General features: G+C 47.4%; 14 protein-coding genes. All 14 read right to left on the bottom strand.

All coding sequences use genetic code 11. The features are described 5' to 3' along the window. Window positions 1–235: transposase (locus tag YWK_RS0115680; RefSeq protein WP_026965547.1), on the bottom strand; the 235-nt coding region annotated here is incomplete at its 3' end. A 564-nt stretch (window positions 236–799) separates the two neighbouring features. After that, window positions 800–2,065 (bottom strand): hypothetical protein, encoded by a 1,266-nt coding sequence (locus YWK_RS0115675; RefSeq protein ID WP_026965546.1) that lies wholly within the window; start codon window positions 2,063–2,065, stop codon window positions 800–802. A 231-nt stretch (window positions 2,066–2,296) separates the two neighbouring features. Next, window positions 2,297–3,373: a glycosyltransferase family 4 protein gene (locus YWK_RS20260; protein WP_051375666.1), complete on the bottom strand. Its 1,077-nt coding sequence runs from the start codon at window positions 3,371–3,373 to the stop codon at window positions 2,297–2,299. A gap of 13 nt (window positions 3,374–3,386) precedes the next feature. Further along, window positions 3,387–4,955 carry an oligosaccharide flippase family protein gene (locus tag YWK_RS0115665; RefSeq protein WP_026965545.1) on the bottom strand — a complete coding sequence of 523 codons (1,569 nt, stop codon included), beginning with the start codon at window positions 4,953–4,955 and terminating at the stop codon, window positions 3,387–3,389. Between the two features lie 407 nt (window positions 4,956–5,362). Beyond that, the gene (locus YWK_RS22910; protein ID WP_026965544.1) at window positions 5,363–5,683 is read right to left on the bottom strand and encodes a glycosyltransferase; all 321 of its coding nucleotides are present in this window, start codon (window positions 5,681–5,683) and stop codon (window positions 5,363–5,365) included. A gap of 370 nt (window positions 5,684–6,053) precedes the next feature. Continuing rightward, entirely contained in the window at window positions 6,054–6,986 is a 933-nt protein-coding gene (locus YWK_RS20255) for a glycosyltransferase family 2 protein (RefSeq protein ID WP_051375665.1), read from the bottom strand. 392 nt (window positions 6,987–7,378) lie between these two features. After that, window positions 7,379–8,581 (bottom strand): glycosyltransferase family 4 protein, encoded by a 1,203-nt coding sequence (locus YWK_RS21590; protein WP_084453771.1) that lies wholly within the window; start codon window positions 8,579–8,581, stop codon window positions 7,379–7,381. Between the two features lie 376 nt (window positions 8,582–8,957). Next, the gene (locus YWK_RS0115645; RefSeq protein WP_342664254.1) at window positions 8,958–9,638 is read right to left on the bottom strand and encodes a glycosyltransferase; all 681 of its coding nucleotides are present in this window, start codon (window positions 9,636–9,638) and stop codon (window positions 8,958–8,960) included. 973 nt (window positions 9,639–10,611) lie between these two features. Further along, complete coding sequence (locus tag YWK_RS0115635) at window positions 10,612–11,760, bottom strand: glycosyltransferase family 4 protein (protein ID WP_026965540.1); 1,149 nt, start codon at window positions 11,758–11,760, stop codon at window positions 10,612–10,614. Continuing rightward, complete coding sequence (locus YWK_RS0115630) at window positions 11,757–12,881, bottom strand: glycosyltransferase family 4 protein (protein WP_026965539.1); 1,125 nt, start codon at window positions 12,879–12,881, stop codon at window positions 11,757–11,759. The genes YWK_RS0115635 and YWK_RS0115630 overlap by 4 nt, the downstream gene beginning before the upstream one ends. A 122-nt stretch (window positions 12,882–13,003) precedes the next feature. Beyond that, complete coding sequence (locus YWK_RS0115625) at window positions 13,004–14,311, bottom strand: UDP-glucose dehydrogenase family protein (RefSeq protein ID WP_026965538.1); 1,308 nt, start codon at window positions 14,309–14,311, stop codon at window positions 13,004–13,006. Beyond that, the gene (locus YWK_RS20250; protein ID WP_084453775.1) at window positions 14,308–15,516 is read right to left on the bottom strand and encodes a glycosyltransferase; all 1,209 of its coding nucleotides are present in this window, start codon (window positions 15,514–15,516) and stop codon (window positions 14,308–14,310) included. Before YWK_RS20250 ends, YWK_RS0115625 begins: the two co-directional genes overlap by 4 nt. Next, on the bottom strand, window positions 15,516–16,397 hold the full coding sequence (galU, locus tag YWK_RS0115615) for a UTP--glucose-1-phosphate uridylyltransferase GalU (protein ID WP_026965537.1): 882 nt from the start codon (window positions 16,395–16,397) through the stop codon (window positions 15,516–15,518). The genes YWK_RS20250 and galU overlap by 1 nt, the downstream gene beginning before the upstream one ends. Window positions 16,398–16,478: 81 nt before the next feature. Next, window positions 16,479–17,873: a sugar transferase gene (locus YWK_RS0115610; protein ID WP_026965536.1), complete on the bottom strand. Its 1,395-nt coding sequence runs from the start codon at window positions 17,871–17,873 to the stop codon at window positions 16,479–16,481. Between the last annotated feature and the right edge of the window lie 106 nt (window positions 17,874–17,979).

The following is a 17,979-nucleotide window of genomic DNA, read 5'->3' as shown; positions in this document are numbered from 1 at the left end:
GAGGAACCCGTAGTGTCAAGCGACCCACGCGAGTGGTCAGGGTATGCGGGTAGGTACCATTGCGATAGCCCTGGCGTTCTTCGGTTCTCTCGTATGGAGCGGCTTGAATCTGCTCCGCGACTTGAGCTTGCAAGATCTGGTTCAAAACCTGTTCAAGAAGTCGGGCTACACCCCCGTCTTGTTGAAAGAGCCCGTGCAAAAGCGCGTCATCTAGGTTAATCTGATAAAGAGCCATTGTTCGTTCTCCTCCTCGTGAATGGGTTCGGCCAAATTCCATTCTACCGAAGAGGGACGAAATGGCTCATTTTGCTACTTACGACACCGAGCCTTTTTTACACAATGATATGGACTTCACTCATGAAATCTGCGGTGCCTTGTGTGTCTTTGATTGCAGATAACATAAAGTCTCACTACTACTCAACCTTTACTCCTCACAGCGCTTTCTAAGCCGTCAACCACATGGTCCGCGTGACTCATGAATCCGTTGGTTTCGTGCGTGCGCCATCTCCCTCCTGAGTTCGTCATCTGCTAATAGACGCCTTAGACTATCGGCCAGAGTTCTCGAATTCCTTTCGGGGGACAGAAGAGCTGTTGTCTCGTGTTCAGTGGAGTCTATGCCGTCTAGGTCCTCCGTTGAGACCAGTTCATAAAGACACGCCATAACTTTAGCGCCCGTCACCCCCATCCCAAGGTCCAATTAGACTGCAAAGACACCGAAATATCGATGCAGAAGATTTTGCGATGAATGACCAAGATCTTTGTCGATACTGAGCCTTTCGGCCGCTCAGAAGGTCCTAGGCTAGGTAGATATTGCGGTATCCACTTTTGTAGCTCCATAGGTTTTATCGTCACGCTTTATTTTCCAGTGTTCAGTTTCTTTATCCCATTCATTACCATACCGAACAAAAAAAGAAATAGTTCCTAAAACAAAGATTGTGAACACATTCATCCAAATCGCAAAATGTGTCTCAGTTATGGAATGCACCAACGCCGTTAACAGAAATAAAACCCCATATACTTTGAATTTATTACGGTGGAATGCGGCCACAACTAGCAATACGAAGAACAACAACAACCAAACACCTAGTCCGATTATCCCTTCTTGATAAATTATATCTACATACAGTCCATCAATTCCATATCCTGTGGTTTGCATGTCAAATATTTGGTTTTGTCCTGGAAGGAATAGGCCGTCTCCAAAAAGCCTGTCGTTCATGTTGCTTAGAACTAAATTCCAGATGCTTAAGCGCCCCGATAAGAGATAATTTAACTCATAAAACGAAGTGTGCGTTTTCAAATAATCAACTGCCAATAATACTAAAATAAGAAGTGCCATGATGAATTCTGTCGACAATGTCCACCGTAAAACCTTAGATTTAATCCTACAATAAACAGTCCAAGCGAACTGACCTGCAGCATAGAAGAGAAAGCAAATTTGTGCCGTACGGTCATGGGTTAAATATAGTATACAAACAGAAATCGCAAGCGAGACAAATATACGTAGACGGTGCCTCTGCGCAAACAATAGCAATGCAGAGATACCCAACATAGCCGCATATAAGCCAGCTAAGTTGGGATGATAAAACAGCCCTGAAAATCTTGTCACAGAAATCCCCAGATTTTCGTACCCCAAAAATCTGCGGTGATTGTATTGTCCGAATAATACCGCCAGCGTAATAATAATCAGCAACACCTTATTAAAGAAATCTACAAACGATGAAAAGGAAAATATGCTCGGTATAACCTCAAGCGAAACCAAGAAAACAAGACTGATACTAAATATGTCCTTAACTGCATCATAGTGATTGGGACTATGAACGAACACAATTAGACTCCACGCTACCACCAATGCAACAGCCAACCACACCAAACAGTAAGTATGTGATTTTTTCCATGATGATAATTTAGTTTCTGATAACCAAATGACAAGCATAAAAACGCAGCTGATCAAGTCCAATAAATCGGAATGATGAACATGAACTTGTAGTACGGTATCATTAACACTCAACATTACTATAAGAATGCCAAAAAACATCCTTGTTATACGCCCGTGTATAGTCTCCATGACATGTTCCCCTCGTGACACAGTTATTTTTTAAATCCACATGAAGGTCGAGAGTAAACATCGTGGCACTGATCCATAAAAGGCACGACTTGCTCAACCTCAGTCTTTACAGAAACGTATTTGCAAAGACCTCTTCTGCAGTGACAAGTAATTACGTACACATGAAGTCAAGCAGCATGGAGATACTTTCTGTGTTATCGATTGCAGATGGTATGAAAGCAGCACTACTACTCAACATTCTCTCTTCAAGACGTTTTCCAAGCTATCAACCGCGCGGTCCCACGTGAACTCGCGAATCCGTCGGTTTCCGGCATAAGCTATCTCCCTCCTCAGTTCGTCGTCTGCCAACAGACGTGTTAGACTGTCGGCTAGAGCTTGTGGATTCCTTACGGGAGACAGAAGCGCTGTTTTCTCGTGTTCAGCGAAGTCCATGACGCCTTGGTTCTCTGTTGAGACCAGTGCACACCCGCACGCCATCGCCTCAGCCCCCGTCAACCCCCATCCTTCGGTCCAACTTGGCTGCAAAAATACTGAAGCATGATTATAAATTTGTACCAATTGCTCACGAGAGGGCTCGCGGACGTATTCAACCCATTCCGGAATGTTGGAGCCCCTTTCCGGGACACCGAACAGCGTAGCCCGTAGTTGTGGGATGTTGTGTTTCACCGCAGTCAACGCGGTAATTCCATCGTGAGATCCCTTCCATTCAGCTTCATGATAAAGCATGGCTACATGAAACCTGTCTCGTTGATGAATCGGCAACGTGACATGAAACACATCGAAGTCCAACGCGTTAGGTATATAAGTCATTCTGGAGGTTTCGCCAAACCTAACTCCAAGATCGTACAACCACTTAGCGATCACAATCTTGTGAAACGGCATTCTCCAAGTCGCGTCTACTTTGTCCTTTGGTCCGGCCCAGGTTTCATAATGCTGAATCAGATAGAACTTAGCCCCTTTTGTACGCGGCAAACGCATCACCGGGGGAGCTGTTTGCCAGGCAGTAGCAAAAATCGCATCACCATCTGGAACGAGTGTCTCATCAAGGTCCGGTATCAGTAAAAGTCTGACCCCTCTGTGAACCTCGAGCCAAGGGACCCGTCCCCCGTATTTTAATCTAAATTTAAGTGGCCAAAGTATTCTCTTTATTTGATCAACGACACCAAAGTTCCCCTTCTCCAGTCGCCTTGGATGCACGACGGTGACCTGATGACCCCTCGCTTGAAGGCGGGAAGCATATTCGTACACAATTTTGAACCCACCAATGGGATGGCCACTGAACCCTGGAAGAACAAATGTGATCCTCACGGGAACACTCCTCTCAATACTGACCCCATTTCCACTTTATGCTCGGCCTCACCAGCCTGTCTGGTAGGACAGAAAGGAACCTAGCTCGGTCTTCTTCGGAAAAGCATCGAAATACCCGGAGACACCCAATAAACGATATCGTATATACTATTCCTAGCCCTACTGTAGCCACCGCAGCCACCAAGCGGCTATCACCTATGGCTCCCAAAGATAAGGTCGAAAACAAATAAACCAACGCTCCTGATATTACCGTTGTCGCGGCGATTGGCCAAATCCAGGCAAGCAGTCCCTCCCACCACGACACATGAATAGACTTGTTGAAAATCCACAGGAAATATACCGATCCAATTGCAGAACCAATTACTGTTCCCCACAAAATCCCCCACATACCGAATTTCGGAGCAAGGACCAACGTAAGTATAATGTTTAGTACGGAGCCGAGAACAGCATAATACGTTTCTAATCTTGGCTTGGCAACCGCGCGCAGGAAGGTTGTCCCTACACCCGTTAGGTTATTGATCACGTAAGATACAAGTAGCAATGCCAACATGGGAATTAAACTAGGTTGCAACTTACCAAGCCACACTACAGTGATTGGAGCACTAGCAGCAAGGGTAAAACCAGCGACGTAAAAGGACATCAAAGCCAGATAACGACTTCCCTCCACGTAGGCCATGCGAATCTTGCTTTTCTCACCCTGCACCTCCATGTCCGAGAAAGCTGGCAAGAGGGCACCCAGCAGATTCAGAGGCAAGTAGCGACATAACAGGGCGAGTTTATTAGCCAGCTGGTAAACGCCTGTCGCCTCTGCGCTAACGGCCATTCCTATCAAAACCCGATCTGTCTCCATGTTCACCTGGTTCGACAGATTATTAATTTGCATCCAAGCCCCAAAGGAAAACAGCTTCTTTACGATTTCCGGTCGAATACGCCATGGAGGACACGTCAACGGACCAGACACGCACCGCCGAGCGGCTAGGAGAGTTGCAACCGTACTCGCCGCAAGAGAGGCGTAATTTGCGATCACGAATGAATACAGCGATAAATGCATAACCAAGGAAACGATCAAAATTAGAGAATTAAGAAGTTGGCTGACGAATCCCAGTACCGACGTGAATACCATCTTTTGCGCAGCATTGAGCAAGGTACCAAATCCACCTACCGCCTGGGATACGAATAGGTATGCATATGTGCACCAGAACACGCGAGTGACCATGGAAGACTCCACAGGTGCCACATGAAACCAGTTCGTCAAGTGGGGCGCCACAAACCATGCCACAGGAACGAGAATTAGCCCCAGAGTCAGATAGAACACTATGCCAAAGGTCATGACCTCGCGGATTCCCTGACGATTACTCTCTGCATAAAAAAGAGAAAACTGAGTGATAAACGTGCTGCCTGCTCCAAAGTCCACTAACGTAAAGTAGTTCACCATTCCACTCAATATGGCCCAGAGACCGTAATCAGCCATTCCCAACTCATGGATAGTAAAAGGCGTCACTATAAAACTAACCAGCAAACCCAATAGTTTCATGGCAGTAAGGGCTGTGGTGTTAAAAAACACACGTCTCGTGGCGTTCATGTCGCGTGCGCTCCTCCTCACTTGTGAACAACCTAACCCTCAAAAAATATTGGAGCAGCCACTACAACGAGGTCCCGTGTAAGCACTGCCAAACCAAGCCCCACGTGTATGCGTCTCCGATAGCTTCCCTTAAACAAACGTTCTATCCCCCTCTTATCATATAGTAGGGCACGACGTTTCATCATTTCTGCCAGCCACACATATAGTCTGACCAACCGCGTGAAATCATCGGGATACTCACTACCGCATTGATGTGCTAGTAGCGTTGTCCACGTTCTCTCAGGGCCTGTGTGAATTCACGTTTCAAATCAGGCACGTTGCGATCCACTGGTATTTACCATGCTGTCGATATAGCGTCAGTACCGGTGGATGAGCATCGACAATAACCGCATTATGAACAACTAGCGTTAAATCCGATTGTGCTCTGAATCCATCCAGGACGCTCTCGAGTTTTTTGTCAAACCACACGTCATCTTGGTTACAAATGCGATTAAGTCAGCCTCACAAAAGCTCGCGTACCACAGAAAATTATTGCTGTATCCTTTGCGTTCCGAATCTTTGATTACTCGGACTGGAAAAGGGAATACCTCACGGAAACACTCCGGGATGCGAAGCATACCATCCGAAGACCCCTCGTCGCAGACAACCAGCTCCTGCGGAAACACAGTCTGTCTCGCTAAACTCTTGAGTTGCTCTTCCAGATAACGCTCAAGAGCTTTCGCTTGCACGTCTCACCTGAGTTGTGTGCATGCTGCGTAGTCCGGCGAAATCGGCGACCGATTCCGGAAATATGCGGGCCAGTGATTCCGATATTCGCGGCCACCAAATCCGATAAATAGTGGCCACTTTTTGTTGCCCCATAGCGTGGTTAGATTCTATTTACCATAGTTATGCAGAAAAGGAACCATATGAGCTTCCTTGCGTATGTCTTTTAAAATATCTTTATCTTTATCTGTGTCAACTGAAAATGAAATCAGATACACCTCATGCTCCCTTGCTAGTGTCTTTAACAAATACAAGATCCGTTGCTTTCCACCGCTGTCTCGAGGAAACGTACCACAGGAGATAGGAATAATATCTTTAGCAATGTTTAACCCTTTAACCTAAAGTTTTGATTGTGATACGTTCACTCTTACCAGTTCTACCGCTCACAAAATCCCATAGAGCGAATATTGTAGCAGCCAGTTGACTCCATGACCTTGTGCATACCTGTCGAGTTAATACACGCCCTATATCCAATATCAAGTATAATATAAATATTGGAATATACCTTTTAGGAGCATTTCTCGCCATAAAGAGAAGCCTATTCCGAGTAAAGTAGTATTGAAACACAAAATTACCTTTACCGCCTTGAGATGCACCCTCTTTGTGCCAAATGTGCGACGAGTGCACGACAGCCGATTTGTAACCTAATCTGGTTGCACGGAGATTCCATTCAGTTTCTTCGAAATACAAAAAATAGCATTCCGGCAAGAGGCCAATCTTGCGGATCAAGGATGTGGCAACAAGTAAGCAACACCCAGTGACATAATCGACTTCCCTGAATTCGATACTGGTAGTGGATGTACTGTCCTTCTGACCATACTTATAATGAGATGTTTTTCCTCGAGCCCAGTTAATGTATCCACCGGCAAACCATATTAAGTTTGACTCTTGATAAAAATAGATTTTACTACTTAACATGCCAAAATTCGGGTTAGATTGAGCGAAACGCACCAGCCTAGTTAAAAAATCCGGTGAAACGACAGTATCATTATTTAGTAATAATACGTAGTCAAAGCCGCGTTCCACAGCTATACCCATCGCCAAATTATTTGCTGCTGCAAATCCGATGTTGTCACCTACCTGAATGAGGTCCAACTCTGGGTCATACGAAAGAAGTTTGTCTACCGAGTCATTCACGGATCCGTTGTCAACAACTGTAACGTGGTAGTTCGGGTAACTAATGGACTTAAGAGATTCAAGACATTCTATTGTATCATGATAGTTATTCCAATTAACTATGATTATATTAACCTTTGGATTAGACAACAGTATTCACCCCACCCTTTACATTGTCATCGTCGCTAATTCATCAGAATTCTTACATTGTGTTACTTTTCGGTGAGAGGGCGCGATCGTTAATATGGCCCAGACGTGATAAAGTAGGAAATAATCGACCCGAAGCTTATTACTGTAAACAAGGAAACCAACGTAGCATGAAGAGAGGCGGTCTTTTAACCCTGAGAAATATCCTATGCCGTTCCATATAGCTGTCGACCCCGTTTTTTGCTTTAATCATTGATACGCTCAATGGCATGTGTTCAGCGAACAGTGTTGTGTAAATCCCCGCCCGGGCAATCAAGGAAACTTGAAGGCTCCCAAGTCAACGTATCCCTTTGACGTGTATTTTGATCAAACAATGTCTATTGAAACCCATTGACCTACCTGGATTCACTCTTTGGTCTGGCTCGTACAATTTCCCTAACACAACGGTCTAGTTCCTCCCCCACACTACGCCAATCATACTCTTTTGAAACTAGCCTCCATGCTTCTTCTGCGATTCTGCTTCGATACTCTGCATCCGCGAATAGTCGTAGGATTGCCTCCACAAATGCGTCACTATTATCTGCTAAGACGATATTCTTCCCGTGAGTACAGTTGATTCCCTCAGCACCAATAGTAGTTGAAATTATTGGCTTCCTTGATGCCATGGCTTCCAATATTTTCAGTCGTGTTCCACTACCGCTCTTCAGAGGGACGACCACAATTGATGCTGTTTGGAGATACTCCCGTACATCAGGCACATCAGCATAAATCTTTACACCACTTCTCATGTTCCACATTGTCACCTCCTCTTTCGGACTTCTCCCCACGATATGAAACTCTGCTTCAGGGTAGTGAGACATAACCTTCGGCCATATTTCGTTTATGAACCATTGTAGTCCTTCAATATTCGGACGGTAATCCAAACTTCCAACAAACAGTACAGTTTTATGAGTTGATTCCGTTTTGTAGCGTGTACCATAGAATTGTACATCGACTCCATTAGGTACAACGTGAATAGGTGCGCGTGTTGTCAGCGATTTGAAGTAGCCGGCATCCGTCTCGGAACACGCCAAGACACAATCTGCAATATTTAATTTTCTAGCCTCGTATCTTTTAACATGAGCGACATATAATCGAGCCAACAACGACGGCTTTCTCGAGAAAGCCTGCTCAGCACGTCTGTACTCCACATTATGTGTGTCAATGACGTATTGGCAACGGCCACGGAAAGAAACGTTACAGACCATTGCCAGGTATTCTACCAGGCACAAGTCTTGACCGTTGTTAAGTAGTCTCCGTACGGCTTTTCTCATTGCTCCGGTTGAATAAAATGCGAAGCGATAAGGCACACCACTTCCAAGTGCTCGGAGAAAAGAGAATATGCGTACCAGTCTGCTTGGCTTAGGAACCTGGACCAGACGAAAGGCCCTATCTGATCCAAACCAATCACATTTCAAAGAGGATGGTCCGGATCCGTATGTTATCACAGTGACGTCATGTCCACTGTATACGAGACACCTCACCAGGTGGTAGACACGCAGCCTGCCTCCATTGTTGAGTGGATAGGGTACTTCCGGGGTTACGACCAATATTTTCATAACACACCCCTCGCTGTCTAATTATTTTCCAGGTAGCGCTGGCACATCGTGTCGTAACTATTGTGTCAGCACATAGTCACGAGTACGTCGGCCCAATCATTTCTGTATATATTTCTCCCGGTATATAGAATTAGTCTTTCACCAATGGGAAGACCAAGTTTTTCTCTAACAGCCTTCTTCTCACAATGTAATAAAATACGGTAGCCAACAACTCATTACGCGTGACAGTACGCAAAGAAGTCAATGTCTCTCTGAGACTACACGCAGCAATGACATACAACACCCATTCACTAGACGCGAATTCAGCACGCGGCACTCCCTCGAACTGCCCGCGGAGTCTTCCTAACTTCACCACGTCGTGTCGCGACGCTGATGACTAAGAATTATGCACAAAGACATCGGCGAACTTACGGGCCACAATGTCCCAGCTCCACTTGGAAGCCAAATTAACAGCGTGATGACCCATGGCTTGCAAATCAGCAGTCAGGCTCTGTCTCATAGCTAGTATCAGGCCTTCTCTGATGTCCGGATCGTAAAGGAAGGCGCAATCGGAATCTGCGTACTCAGGTATAGAGCCAACGGCCGGAGCTATAACAGGCTTTCCGAAGGATAATGCTAGGACCAGGGAACCTGAAGTCGTAATCTCTTTGTATGGAAGAACAACAACGTCAGCTGCACTCAGGAGCGAACCAAGTTCGTCGTCTGGTACAAAACGCGTGTCGATCATAATACGGGGGTCCCCAGCAGAAAGACTCTTAAGCTGACGACATACTGTTTCATTTCCCGCACCCACAATCCACAACCTCAAGTCTGCCCCATTCAGTTTCTTAAAATTTTCGATGAGTACATCTAGCCCCTTATAGTTGCTTAAGCTGCCTACGAAAAGGAAGACGAAAGAGTCATGAGGGCACAAATATCTATCTCTGATCGCAGCCTTTGAAATGGTGTTTGGATATACGCCGCAATAGTTTCCGTGTGGGACGACCACCGTATTACCAGACCATTTATACTCCTGCTCTAATCTCTCTCTAGTCCACTCGGCGTGTGTAAATACCACATCAACCATTCTTGAAAGTAAGAGGGAATAGCCTAGACGGTTAATTTTGCGCCAACGGCTATTATGGGGTGTTAGATTGTGTACGGTCCAGGCCAGCCTCAAACCACCAAACTTGAGGGCTGTCATTCCAAGAAAAATAAGTATCCAATAAGCACATGTCACCGTAAGGGACCTTCCAGAATACCCGACCCAGTGAAAATGGAGCCATTTGTTTGCATGGCGTTCACCCGCTGCACGCAAAATACTTTTAACTCGCCAACGCAACGGACGTACGTCAACTCCTTGCTTAGATAGAGCACCATACAGAAGCTCCGGGTACTTGTTGCTCGGTAACCTGCGGGGCCATGCGTAAACTCTAGGTGCTTGACAACTTTCCACTGTAACTCCCCCCAGATCATACCATCTTCATCCTTGTTAATTTTCGCGGTCTCAGTGGTACCGATGTTCACTTCGTAAAAGCCTGTGTAAGGCCTGTATTTCTTGATACTGTCTCGTACGTATTCCCGACCCACATAGAGCCAACAGTCCTAAATTTGAACTGTCTAGGAATTTCAGTATCTCAGGTTACAAGCGTTACATAGTTAGTTTAAACTTCTAAGGTAAATCGGTAGGTAGACTGAAACCATGTTGAGTCCAAAAGAGAAAGTTGCCTAGTACAGCATACACAAGTAAGCAAAACATATCCATTTCTCACCACGGTGCCAATCACCATTACTACAACACGTCTAACTGCGACGTGGTTGGTTAAAGTGCTACAACATTACTGACACTCTAATGAGGAAGGCAACACAACACGCAAGCAAATTCCAAGGGCTAGCGTAATCCATTCTGGCTTCCTAGGTTTTATAATGCAAACGAAGTTTCCAGTTGTACCCACCCGCCACGAAACCACCGCTAAAAACAGCACACCCTCCGCCAAGAAACGGAGCCTAAGTGCACGACGAAGCAGTTCTGTCGCGTGTTCTAACTTTAATTACGTTCCGTCGAGCCCCGCTACACACGAGAGGATATCCACGTTCAACTGATCGACATACGATTTTACTGAGAATCGTGCTTTCACATGTGCACGGAGTGCCTCACCGCAGCGCATCCGCCGTTCCGGTGTCATAACCAAAGATTGAACTGCTTCCGATATAGCTCGAGGGTCCATGTCCGTCAAGATGCCCGTTCGCCCACTGGAGATCATCTCTCGTGACCCGCCAAGGTTGGTTGCCACTACCGGCAGCCCAAGCGCACCCGCTTCTAATACCACGGTAGGTAGTGGGTCGGGTCTCTGTGACGGCAACACGAATATGGTGTGCTTGGGGCAACATACGACATCCCGTAACTTCTCATAAGGGCCCGCAAAGATAAACCGATGCCTCCACTTTGACCGCTCAACAGCTTGTCTAAGTTGTTCTTTGTAAGAAAGGCTTTCGGCCACGTCGCTCGCGACGTCACCAGCAATAACGAATTCCCATTCGTCTGTGCATTCCGCTACGATTTCCATAGCTCGGATGAAAATATCAAATCCCTTCCACGGAAGCATCCATCCAGCTGCTACGATCCGCGGCTTCGGCACATGCGCCTCACAAGGTTCCGTATCAAAAGGCACACCGTTGTAACAAACCTTGACCTTGCACTGCGCGCCGACTATGTTTCGAACGTCGTCCGCCACGCTCTCAGATACGCAGCTGACGAGCCTTGCACGGCGGAGTGGTCCCATCATTAATTTTTGAGCCACGGTGGAAAACGTACTTAACTGATCATGCAGTCGTATGGCTAATGGAATCCCTAGTCTTCGCGAAACAAAGTTGGCGAGGACGTGCGCCTTCACAGAGTTCGACAACAAAATGTCAGGAGCATACGCCTTAGTCACTTTTGTGAGAGTACGGTACAACTGAACAGTTTTCAAAAGGTCAGTTGGGGCGAGAGCTTTTCGGGTACTTCGCAGCTCTTCGGACATTAGAGGAAAACACTCTATTCCTAGCCGCCTTGCCTCTTCAAGCAATGGTCCTGCAGGTGCGACTAACTTGGCCTCAAGTGAAGTCATGCTCAACTGGGACAGAAATGTCAGCAAGACTCGCTCTCCGCCGCCGAGTCGGGCGGTGTGATTGACAACCAGGACACGCGTTCGGCTCATGACATCGACCTACTTATCTGCAAAACTTTCATATACACCCTTTCATAAGCCAATGCTCGGTGCGGCCATGTTAACTGATGCCTGTTTTTCGTAGCATTGGCCCTTAGCGTTTCTAGAGTACCCTCTTCAACTGTCTTCCTAATAACGAGGGCCCATGTCCGTGGCTCCCTATCGGGTATATGAATCCCATTCTGTTCATTCGCGACGATGTCGAGAAGGCCGCCGGTCGGATGTGCAAATACTGGACACCCATAGTACAAGCTTTCGACCGCCGAAAGACCAAAGGGTTCAAATGTAGAACAGGATAGCGTTGCCAACGAATTGTTGAACACTGTCCCAATCACTCGATTCGGGACCGAACCCACAAATGTAACTCGTTCTGATACACCAAACTGATTAGCAACATTCGCCCCGTACTCACGAGGTTCTCCCGCAATAAGCATCTCGTATTCAGAAGGCAGTTGTTGCAGGACCTGCATGAGGAACGGAATGTTGTCAAACTTGTCCAGTCTGCCGACATGGCACAATATACGTTTCCCACGAGAGCGTTTTTCCTGAATCCCCCGAACCCACGCCATCTCTGAACGCTCGGATCCGGGAGCGTAGGCTTCGGGGTCTATGCCCACTGGACAGACTGTCACTTGAGGTAACCCAAGCTTTTCACAATATGTCGCTGAAGTTGTCGTTTTGCACAGAACCGCGGAATACCTGCGTTTCATGAACGAGGCTAATGCTTCACGAGCCAAATTGCGGGTCATCCTGCCACTTGGATATTCTCCCATCGATAGAACCAACGGAACATTCGCTTGTGCCTTGGCCACTGCTGCAAGTATGGTCGAGGGTGTCAGAATATCTTGGACCTGGATAATATCAGGGCCAAACTCCCGAATTTTGCGTAAGGTACCACTGGGCCAACCCAGGTTTTTCGAAAGACCAACCCTTTTGCATTCAACCCATTCTACCCCATCTATAGGGGCAACTGTCTTAGGCGCCTTGCCAGACGAAATAATTCTTACTTTCCACCCTCGACTGGCAAGCACCTTAGCCAAACCGATTTCCTGAACATTGTAAACTAGTGGATTGACGTATTGCGAAGAACCTCTCAAAATAAGAAGCTTCATACCTAGAGTAGCTCCATTCTCGTCCAAGGCACGGAAGTTTCAGCACCTTGTCCCCTTGATGAACGCAAAAACAAGCAGCGAACGCTTCACATTCGTCAATTCAGTTACACTTTATAAATCATCTAAATCGTGGCATAAGCTACTGAAGGGTTATACCCAACGTTCGAGAACACGAATCCAGCGGACTCCACAATTTCTCGTTGGAGAACATTGCGTCCATCAAACAGGAACTTCTGGTTCATAACCTTCCCTACAGCGTTCCAATCCAGCTTAGTGAATAATGGCCACTCAGTGACCAAGACAGCAGCGTCCGCCCCTTGAAGGGCCTCAAATGGATCGTCTGTCACAGTGATAGGTTGACCATCGTCATCCAAAAATTCCTTCACGACCGGATCGCAGTGGCGTACGATAGCCCCTGCGTTCTTGAGATCACGCGTGAGCTCCAGCGCCGGCGATTCTCGAATATCGTCAGTCCCTGGTTTAAAAGAAACCCCCAGAAGTACTACAACCTTTCCTTGCAACTGTGTCAGCCATTCACGCAGTCGATTCATGGGTTGCAGCCGTTGGCGCTGATTCACCTCTACTACAGCCTTTAAAAGTTGGAAGTCATACTGTACGCTGCCCGCGATATTAACCAAAGCTCGGGTGTCTTTAGGAAAGCATGAACCCCCGTAGCCTAGTCCAGCCCTGAGAAAGGAAGACCCAATTCTTGGGTCGAGACCCATGCCCGTTGCAACCTTGGACACATCAGCCCCTACCCGCTCACAAATATTTGCGATCTCATTAATAAAGGAGATCTTTGTTGCCAAAAAGGCGTTAGACGCATACTTGATCATCTCTGCGGTTGACGTGTCCGTGACCACGATGGGTGCATCCAATCCCTCATGCAGCGCCGAAAGCACATCTGTGCCACGCTGGTCCATCACACCAAACACGAGGCGATGAGGATGAAAAGTGTCTTCGACGGCACTGCCTTCGCGAAGAAATTCAGGCACTGAGACAACAGAAATGTCCGTGCGGCCTGCAGCGCTCAGTCGCTCCTGGATTCGGAGGGCCGTGCCAACCGGAACCGTACTTTTTGTACCCAACACAGCACTCCGAGGAAGCTTGTGCGCCAGCTCGTCCACTGCGGCAAACACCGCGCTCAAGTCAGCTTCACCAGAGGCGAGTGCAGGCGTCCCCACTGCGATGAGCGCAATATCGGCATCGTTCGGTGTAGGGATGATCGTTGAGAACTTTACCATATTTGCGGCTATTTGCTCCTGCAACAGCCCTTCAAGTCCAGGTTCATAGATGGGCGCCTGCCCGCGCTGGAGTCGCGCAATCTTATCCGAGTCTTTGTCCACGCAGGTCACCTTGTGCCCGAGCTTTGCAAAGCAAAGGCCGGTCACAAGTCCCACATAACCTGTTCCAATCACGAGCACATTCATTGTGTTATCCCCTTCTCAAGCATGTCAGCCGGCAAAGCTACCGATTCAATTCGTTTTCTTCCTTCAAGTACAACCCTCGATAATAGTTGCTTCATTCTTTCTTCAAACCGGCTCCGGCTAAACCGTTCTGCAGCTTGTCTAATGACCGTTGGATCCCAATCATAGCTATCGACTTTCATTAATGCCTCGATTAACGCTTCTGGTGACTGCTTTTCGAAGAACAGCCCATTGACTCCTTCAATGACGGTATCTAGAGCACCACCGGCGCGATAGGCAACTACGGGCCGTCCTTGCGCGTGAGCCTCGACAGGCGTAATTCCAAAATCCTCTTCACCAGGAAAAATGAGCGCTTTGCACCGCGCCAGGTGTTCAAGTATGACATCCTGCGGCTGAAAGCCGAGAAATTTGACGTTATCACCCGCCAAAGCCTGTAACCTAGCCCTGTCTGGGCCGTCCCCAATCACAATCAGCGGCAACCCTGCACGTGTACAGGCCTCTACGGCCAAGTCCAGCCGTTTATACGAGACGAGGCGTGACAGAATCAAAAAATACGGTTCAGGATTTCGTACAAGACGCTCAGGCAAATCAACCGGCGGATGGACGACAATCGCTTCCCGGTTATAAACCCGTTTAATCCGCTCCTGCACCGTTCGGGAATTAGCAATAAACAGGTCTACTTGCTTCGAGGTAGCCTTATCCCATTGCTTGAGAACCGGGACGAAGCATCGGGCAAGAATCTTAAGGATTTTGGAAGACGTCTCGTTCCGAATGTATTGTTCAAAGTTCCATGCAAAACGCATGGGAGTGTGGCAGTAGCAGATGTGAACAGGTCGAGAACGTCTCGGCAGCTTTATGCCCTTCGCATATGCACTGCTCGACGATATCACCACATCACAATCGGGGATTCTGAGCATCCTGAAAGCAAAGGGATAGAGCATGAAAAACCACTTGAACTTCTTCCGAATCAAGGGTATGTGCTGCATGAAGCTGGGCCGTATATCGGCGTCAGCCAGGTTGGACCATAAACGATTTCTATCAACGATGGAGGTATACACAGGAGCCTCTGGGAACATCTCATGGAGTACACCCACGACCTTCTCTGCTCCCCCCAACTGATTCAGGTAATCATGCACCAGAACGACCCGAAACGTTCTGTCTGCCCTGTAGTATTTCGCCCGCTCATCATTAGCATGGAATGACTGCATCACAAGCTTACGCCCGCCCTCATTAGTAAACCTTCCATTAATTGTTCGAGGCTCTCTCGCAGATTAGGATTTTCCAACGCAAGTTCCAACGTAGCCTGTATAAAACCGAGTTTTTCACCTACATCATAACGGCGCCCCTCAAACTCGTATGCCAGGATTCCTTCCACGTTGTTTAATTCATTGAGTGCATCGGTCAGTTGGATTTCTCCCCCGACACCTATATGACCATTTTCCAGGTAATCAAAGATTAATGGAGATAGAACGTAGCGACCTGCTATTGCGAGAGTTGACGGGGCAACTGACGAATCTGGTTTTTCCACCAAAGCACGCACTTCCGAGAGTCTCGGTCCTAATGTTACTGGATCTACAATACCGTAGCGAGAAACCATTTCCAGAGGAACATTTTGAACAGCGATAACAGACTTTCCAGTTCGTTCGTGTACGGTAAGCAGTTGACGAAGGCAGGGAACTTCACTGCATACAATGTCGTCCCCCAACAGAACGGCGAAAGGCTCATCACCTATGAATCGGCGGGCACTCCAGACCGCGTGACCTAAACCCAACGGCTTTTTTTGCCTAATAAAGTGGATGTTCGCCATGTTTGTGATGGCTTCAATCTCGTCCAGAAGATCTGTTTTTCCCTTTTCCACGAGCAATTCTTCAAGTTCAACGGCACGATCAAAATGATCTTCAATCGAACGCTTCCCTTTTCCGGTAACAATGATGATGTCCTCAATGCCAGAGGCGACCGCTTCCTCAACGATGTATTGAATCGTCGGTTTATCTACTATAGGTAACATTTCCTTCGGCATCGCCTTCGTTGCTGGCAAAAATCTCGTACCGAGACCCGCAGCCGGGATGATTGCCTTACGTACCATCATGTATCCTCACCCCTATCGCAATCAAAACAACGTGTTCGTCGTGCCACAGCCGAGAGCGGTAAAGAAGTTAACGTTCACTTCCTAACTCGCCCCAGTCCGCTTGAATACGGCCGGTATCGTCTTGACGATGATCTTCCAGTCGTTCAAATACGACCAATTGTCTATGTACGCCATGTCCAAGTCCATCCATCTATCAAAGTCAATATCGTTACGTCCACTAATTTGCCATAGGCAGGTGAGTCCTGGCTTCACGCTAAGTCGCCTACGATGTGCATAGTCGTATTCGTCCACCTCGTACGGTAGAGGCGGCCGAGGCCCTACTATGCTCATTTCCCCCTTAAGAACATTCCAGAGCTGTGGAAGCTCATCGAGGCTTGTCCGTCTAATGAATCTGCCAACGCGTGTCACACGCGGATCATGCTTCAGCTTGAACACAGGCCCGGACATCTCATTCAAATGAAGCAATTCCTTCCGCTTCTTTTCAGCGTCAACACACATGCTCCGAAATTTGTACATGAAGAACTTCTTTCCCCGCAAGCCAACGCGCACTTGCGCAAAAAACACAGGTCCACCATCGTCTAACTTGATGGCTATGGCAATAGCAGCGAAGATAGGTAGACAAATAATGAGAGCCAAAGCACTAATGACGATGTCCGTAAGCCTCTTCCACACCAATGCAACATTGGTGTGAGGAATACTAGAAATAAACAGCCGGGGAACCCCCATTCCGTGCACGAGTCGGCTCGAATTAATTAGTGACGAGAACTCGTCCAGCAAGATTTCCACAGATACACCTTGCAGTTTACACTCGTCAACTACCTGTTGAACGAGAGGATCCGTGATGGGCAAAGCGACTACAACACCATCTACAGGGTGCTTTGCGAGAATATCCCGAAAGTTGGAGATATCACCTAGACACGGCGCAGCCAATCCGTTTGCTAGTTTCCCAGCCCTCACGAATCCAAGTACGCGAATTCCGGTTCCGGGGTATTCTTCGATTTTGGATAGATACGTATTGGCAAGAGAACCGTCGCCAACAATCAGTCGTGTACGTGAGTCCCATCCAGATCCCCGTAACGTCGCGAGCATCCAGCGAACGACGATGCGATTTAGGGACATACACAGCACAATGGACACCAGAAAAAGCGCGACGAACAAGCGACTCAAGCTGTGCGCCTTGAGGATGAAGGATGCAGCGCCAAATATGAGGAGTCCTAATGCGTTCACCCGTAAAACGATGTATAAGTCCTGACGAAAGCTTGTAAGTCTGCGTACTGGGTACTCCGCAGCAAACAACAACGCGGATAACCACGAAAGCAACACCAATGCTTCGTAGTACATGGCGGTGTCTTTCACGAACACCGTATGGCCGTAGATTGCGTAACAAACATAATAGATCAGCACGAAAACAAGGACTATTGTGACTACATCAACTAACAACCCCATCAGCCTTGCATTGACTTTTGCTTGCTCCATAACCCTTGTCCCACTACCCCGTATCAGTATTCAACTATAAATAGAACCGAAACCAAGAATACAATGGGTCGCTCCCCGTTATTACGGCGTAATGCTCGTAATAGTT

The organism is Alicyclobacillus pomorum DSM 14955 (assembly GCF_000472905.1).
In the GTDB taxonomy this organism is placed as follows: Bacteria; Bacillota; Bacilli; order Alicyclobacillales; family Alicyclobacillaceae; genus Alicyclobacillus_A; species Alicyclobacillus_A pomorum.
Note: the sequence above shows the minus strand (reverse complement) of the source record. Positions and strands in the feature narration are given on the sequence as shown.

Bases quoted from the DNA above. Each gene is read 5' to 3' on its own strand.
- YWK_RS0115675 (WP_026965546.1), bottom strand. From the start codon at position 2,065: ATGGAGACTATACACGGGCGTATAACAAGGATGTTTTTTGGCATTCTT.
- YWK_RS0115665 (WP_026965545.1), bottom strand. From the start codon at position 4,955: ATGAACGCCACGAGACGTGTGTTTTTTAACACCACAGCCCTTACTGCC.
- YWK_RS21590 (WP_084453771.1), bottom strand. From the start codon at position 8,581: ATGAAAATATTGGTCGTAACCCCGGAAGTACCCTATCCACTCAACAAT.
- YWK_RS0115635 (WP_026965540.1), bottom strand. From the start codon at position 11,760: ATGAGCCGAACGCGTGTCCTGGTTGTCAATCACACCGCCCGACTCGGC.
- YWK_RS0115630 (WP_026965539.1), bottom strand. From the start codon at position 12,881: ATGAAGCTTCTTATTTTGAGAGGTTCTTCGCAATACGTCAATCCACTA.
- YWK_RS0115625 (WP_026965538.1), bottom strand. From the start codon at position 14,311: ATGAATGTGCTCGTGATTGGAACAGGTTATGTGGGACTTGTGACCGGC.
- YWK_RS20250 (WP_084453775.1), bottom strand. From the start codon at position 15,516: ATGCAGTCATTCCATGCTAATGATGAGCGGGCGAAATACTACAGGGCA.
- galU (WP_026965537.1), bottom strand. From the start codon at position 16,397: ATGATGGTACGTAAGGCAATCATCCCGGCTGCGGGTCTCGGTACGAGA.
- YWK_RS0115610 (WP_026965536.1), bottom strand. From the start codon at position 17,873: ATGGAGCAAGCAAAAGTCAATGCAAGGCTGATGGGGTTGTTAGTTGAT.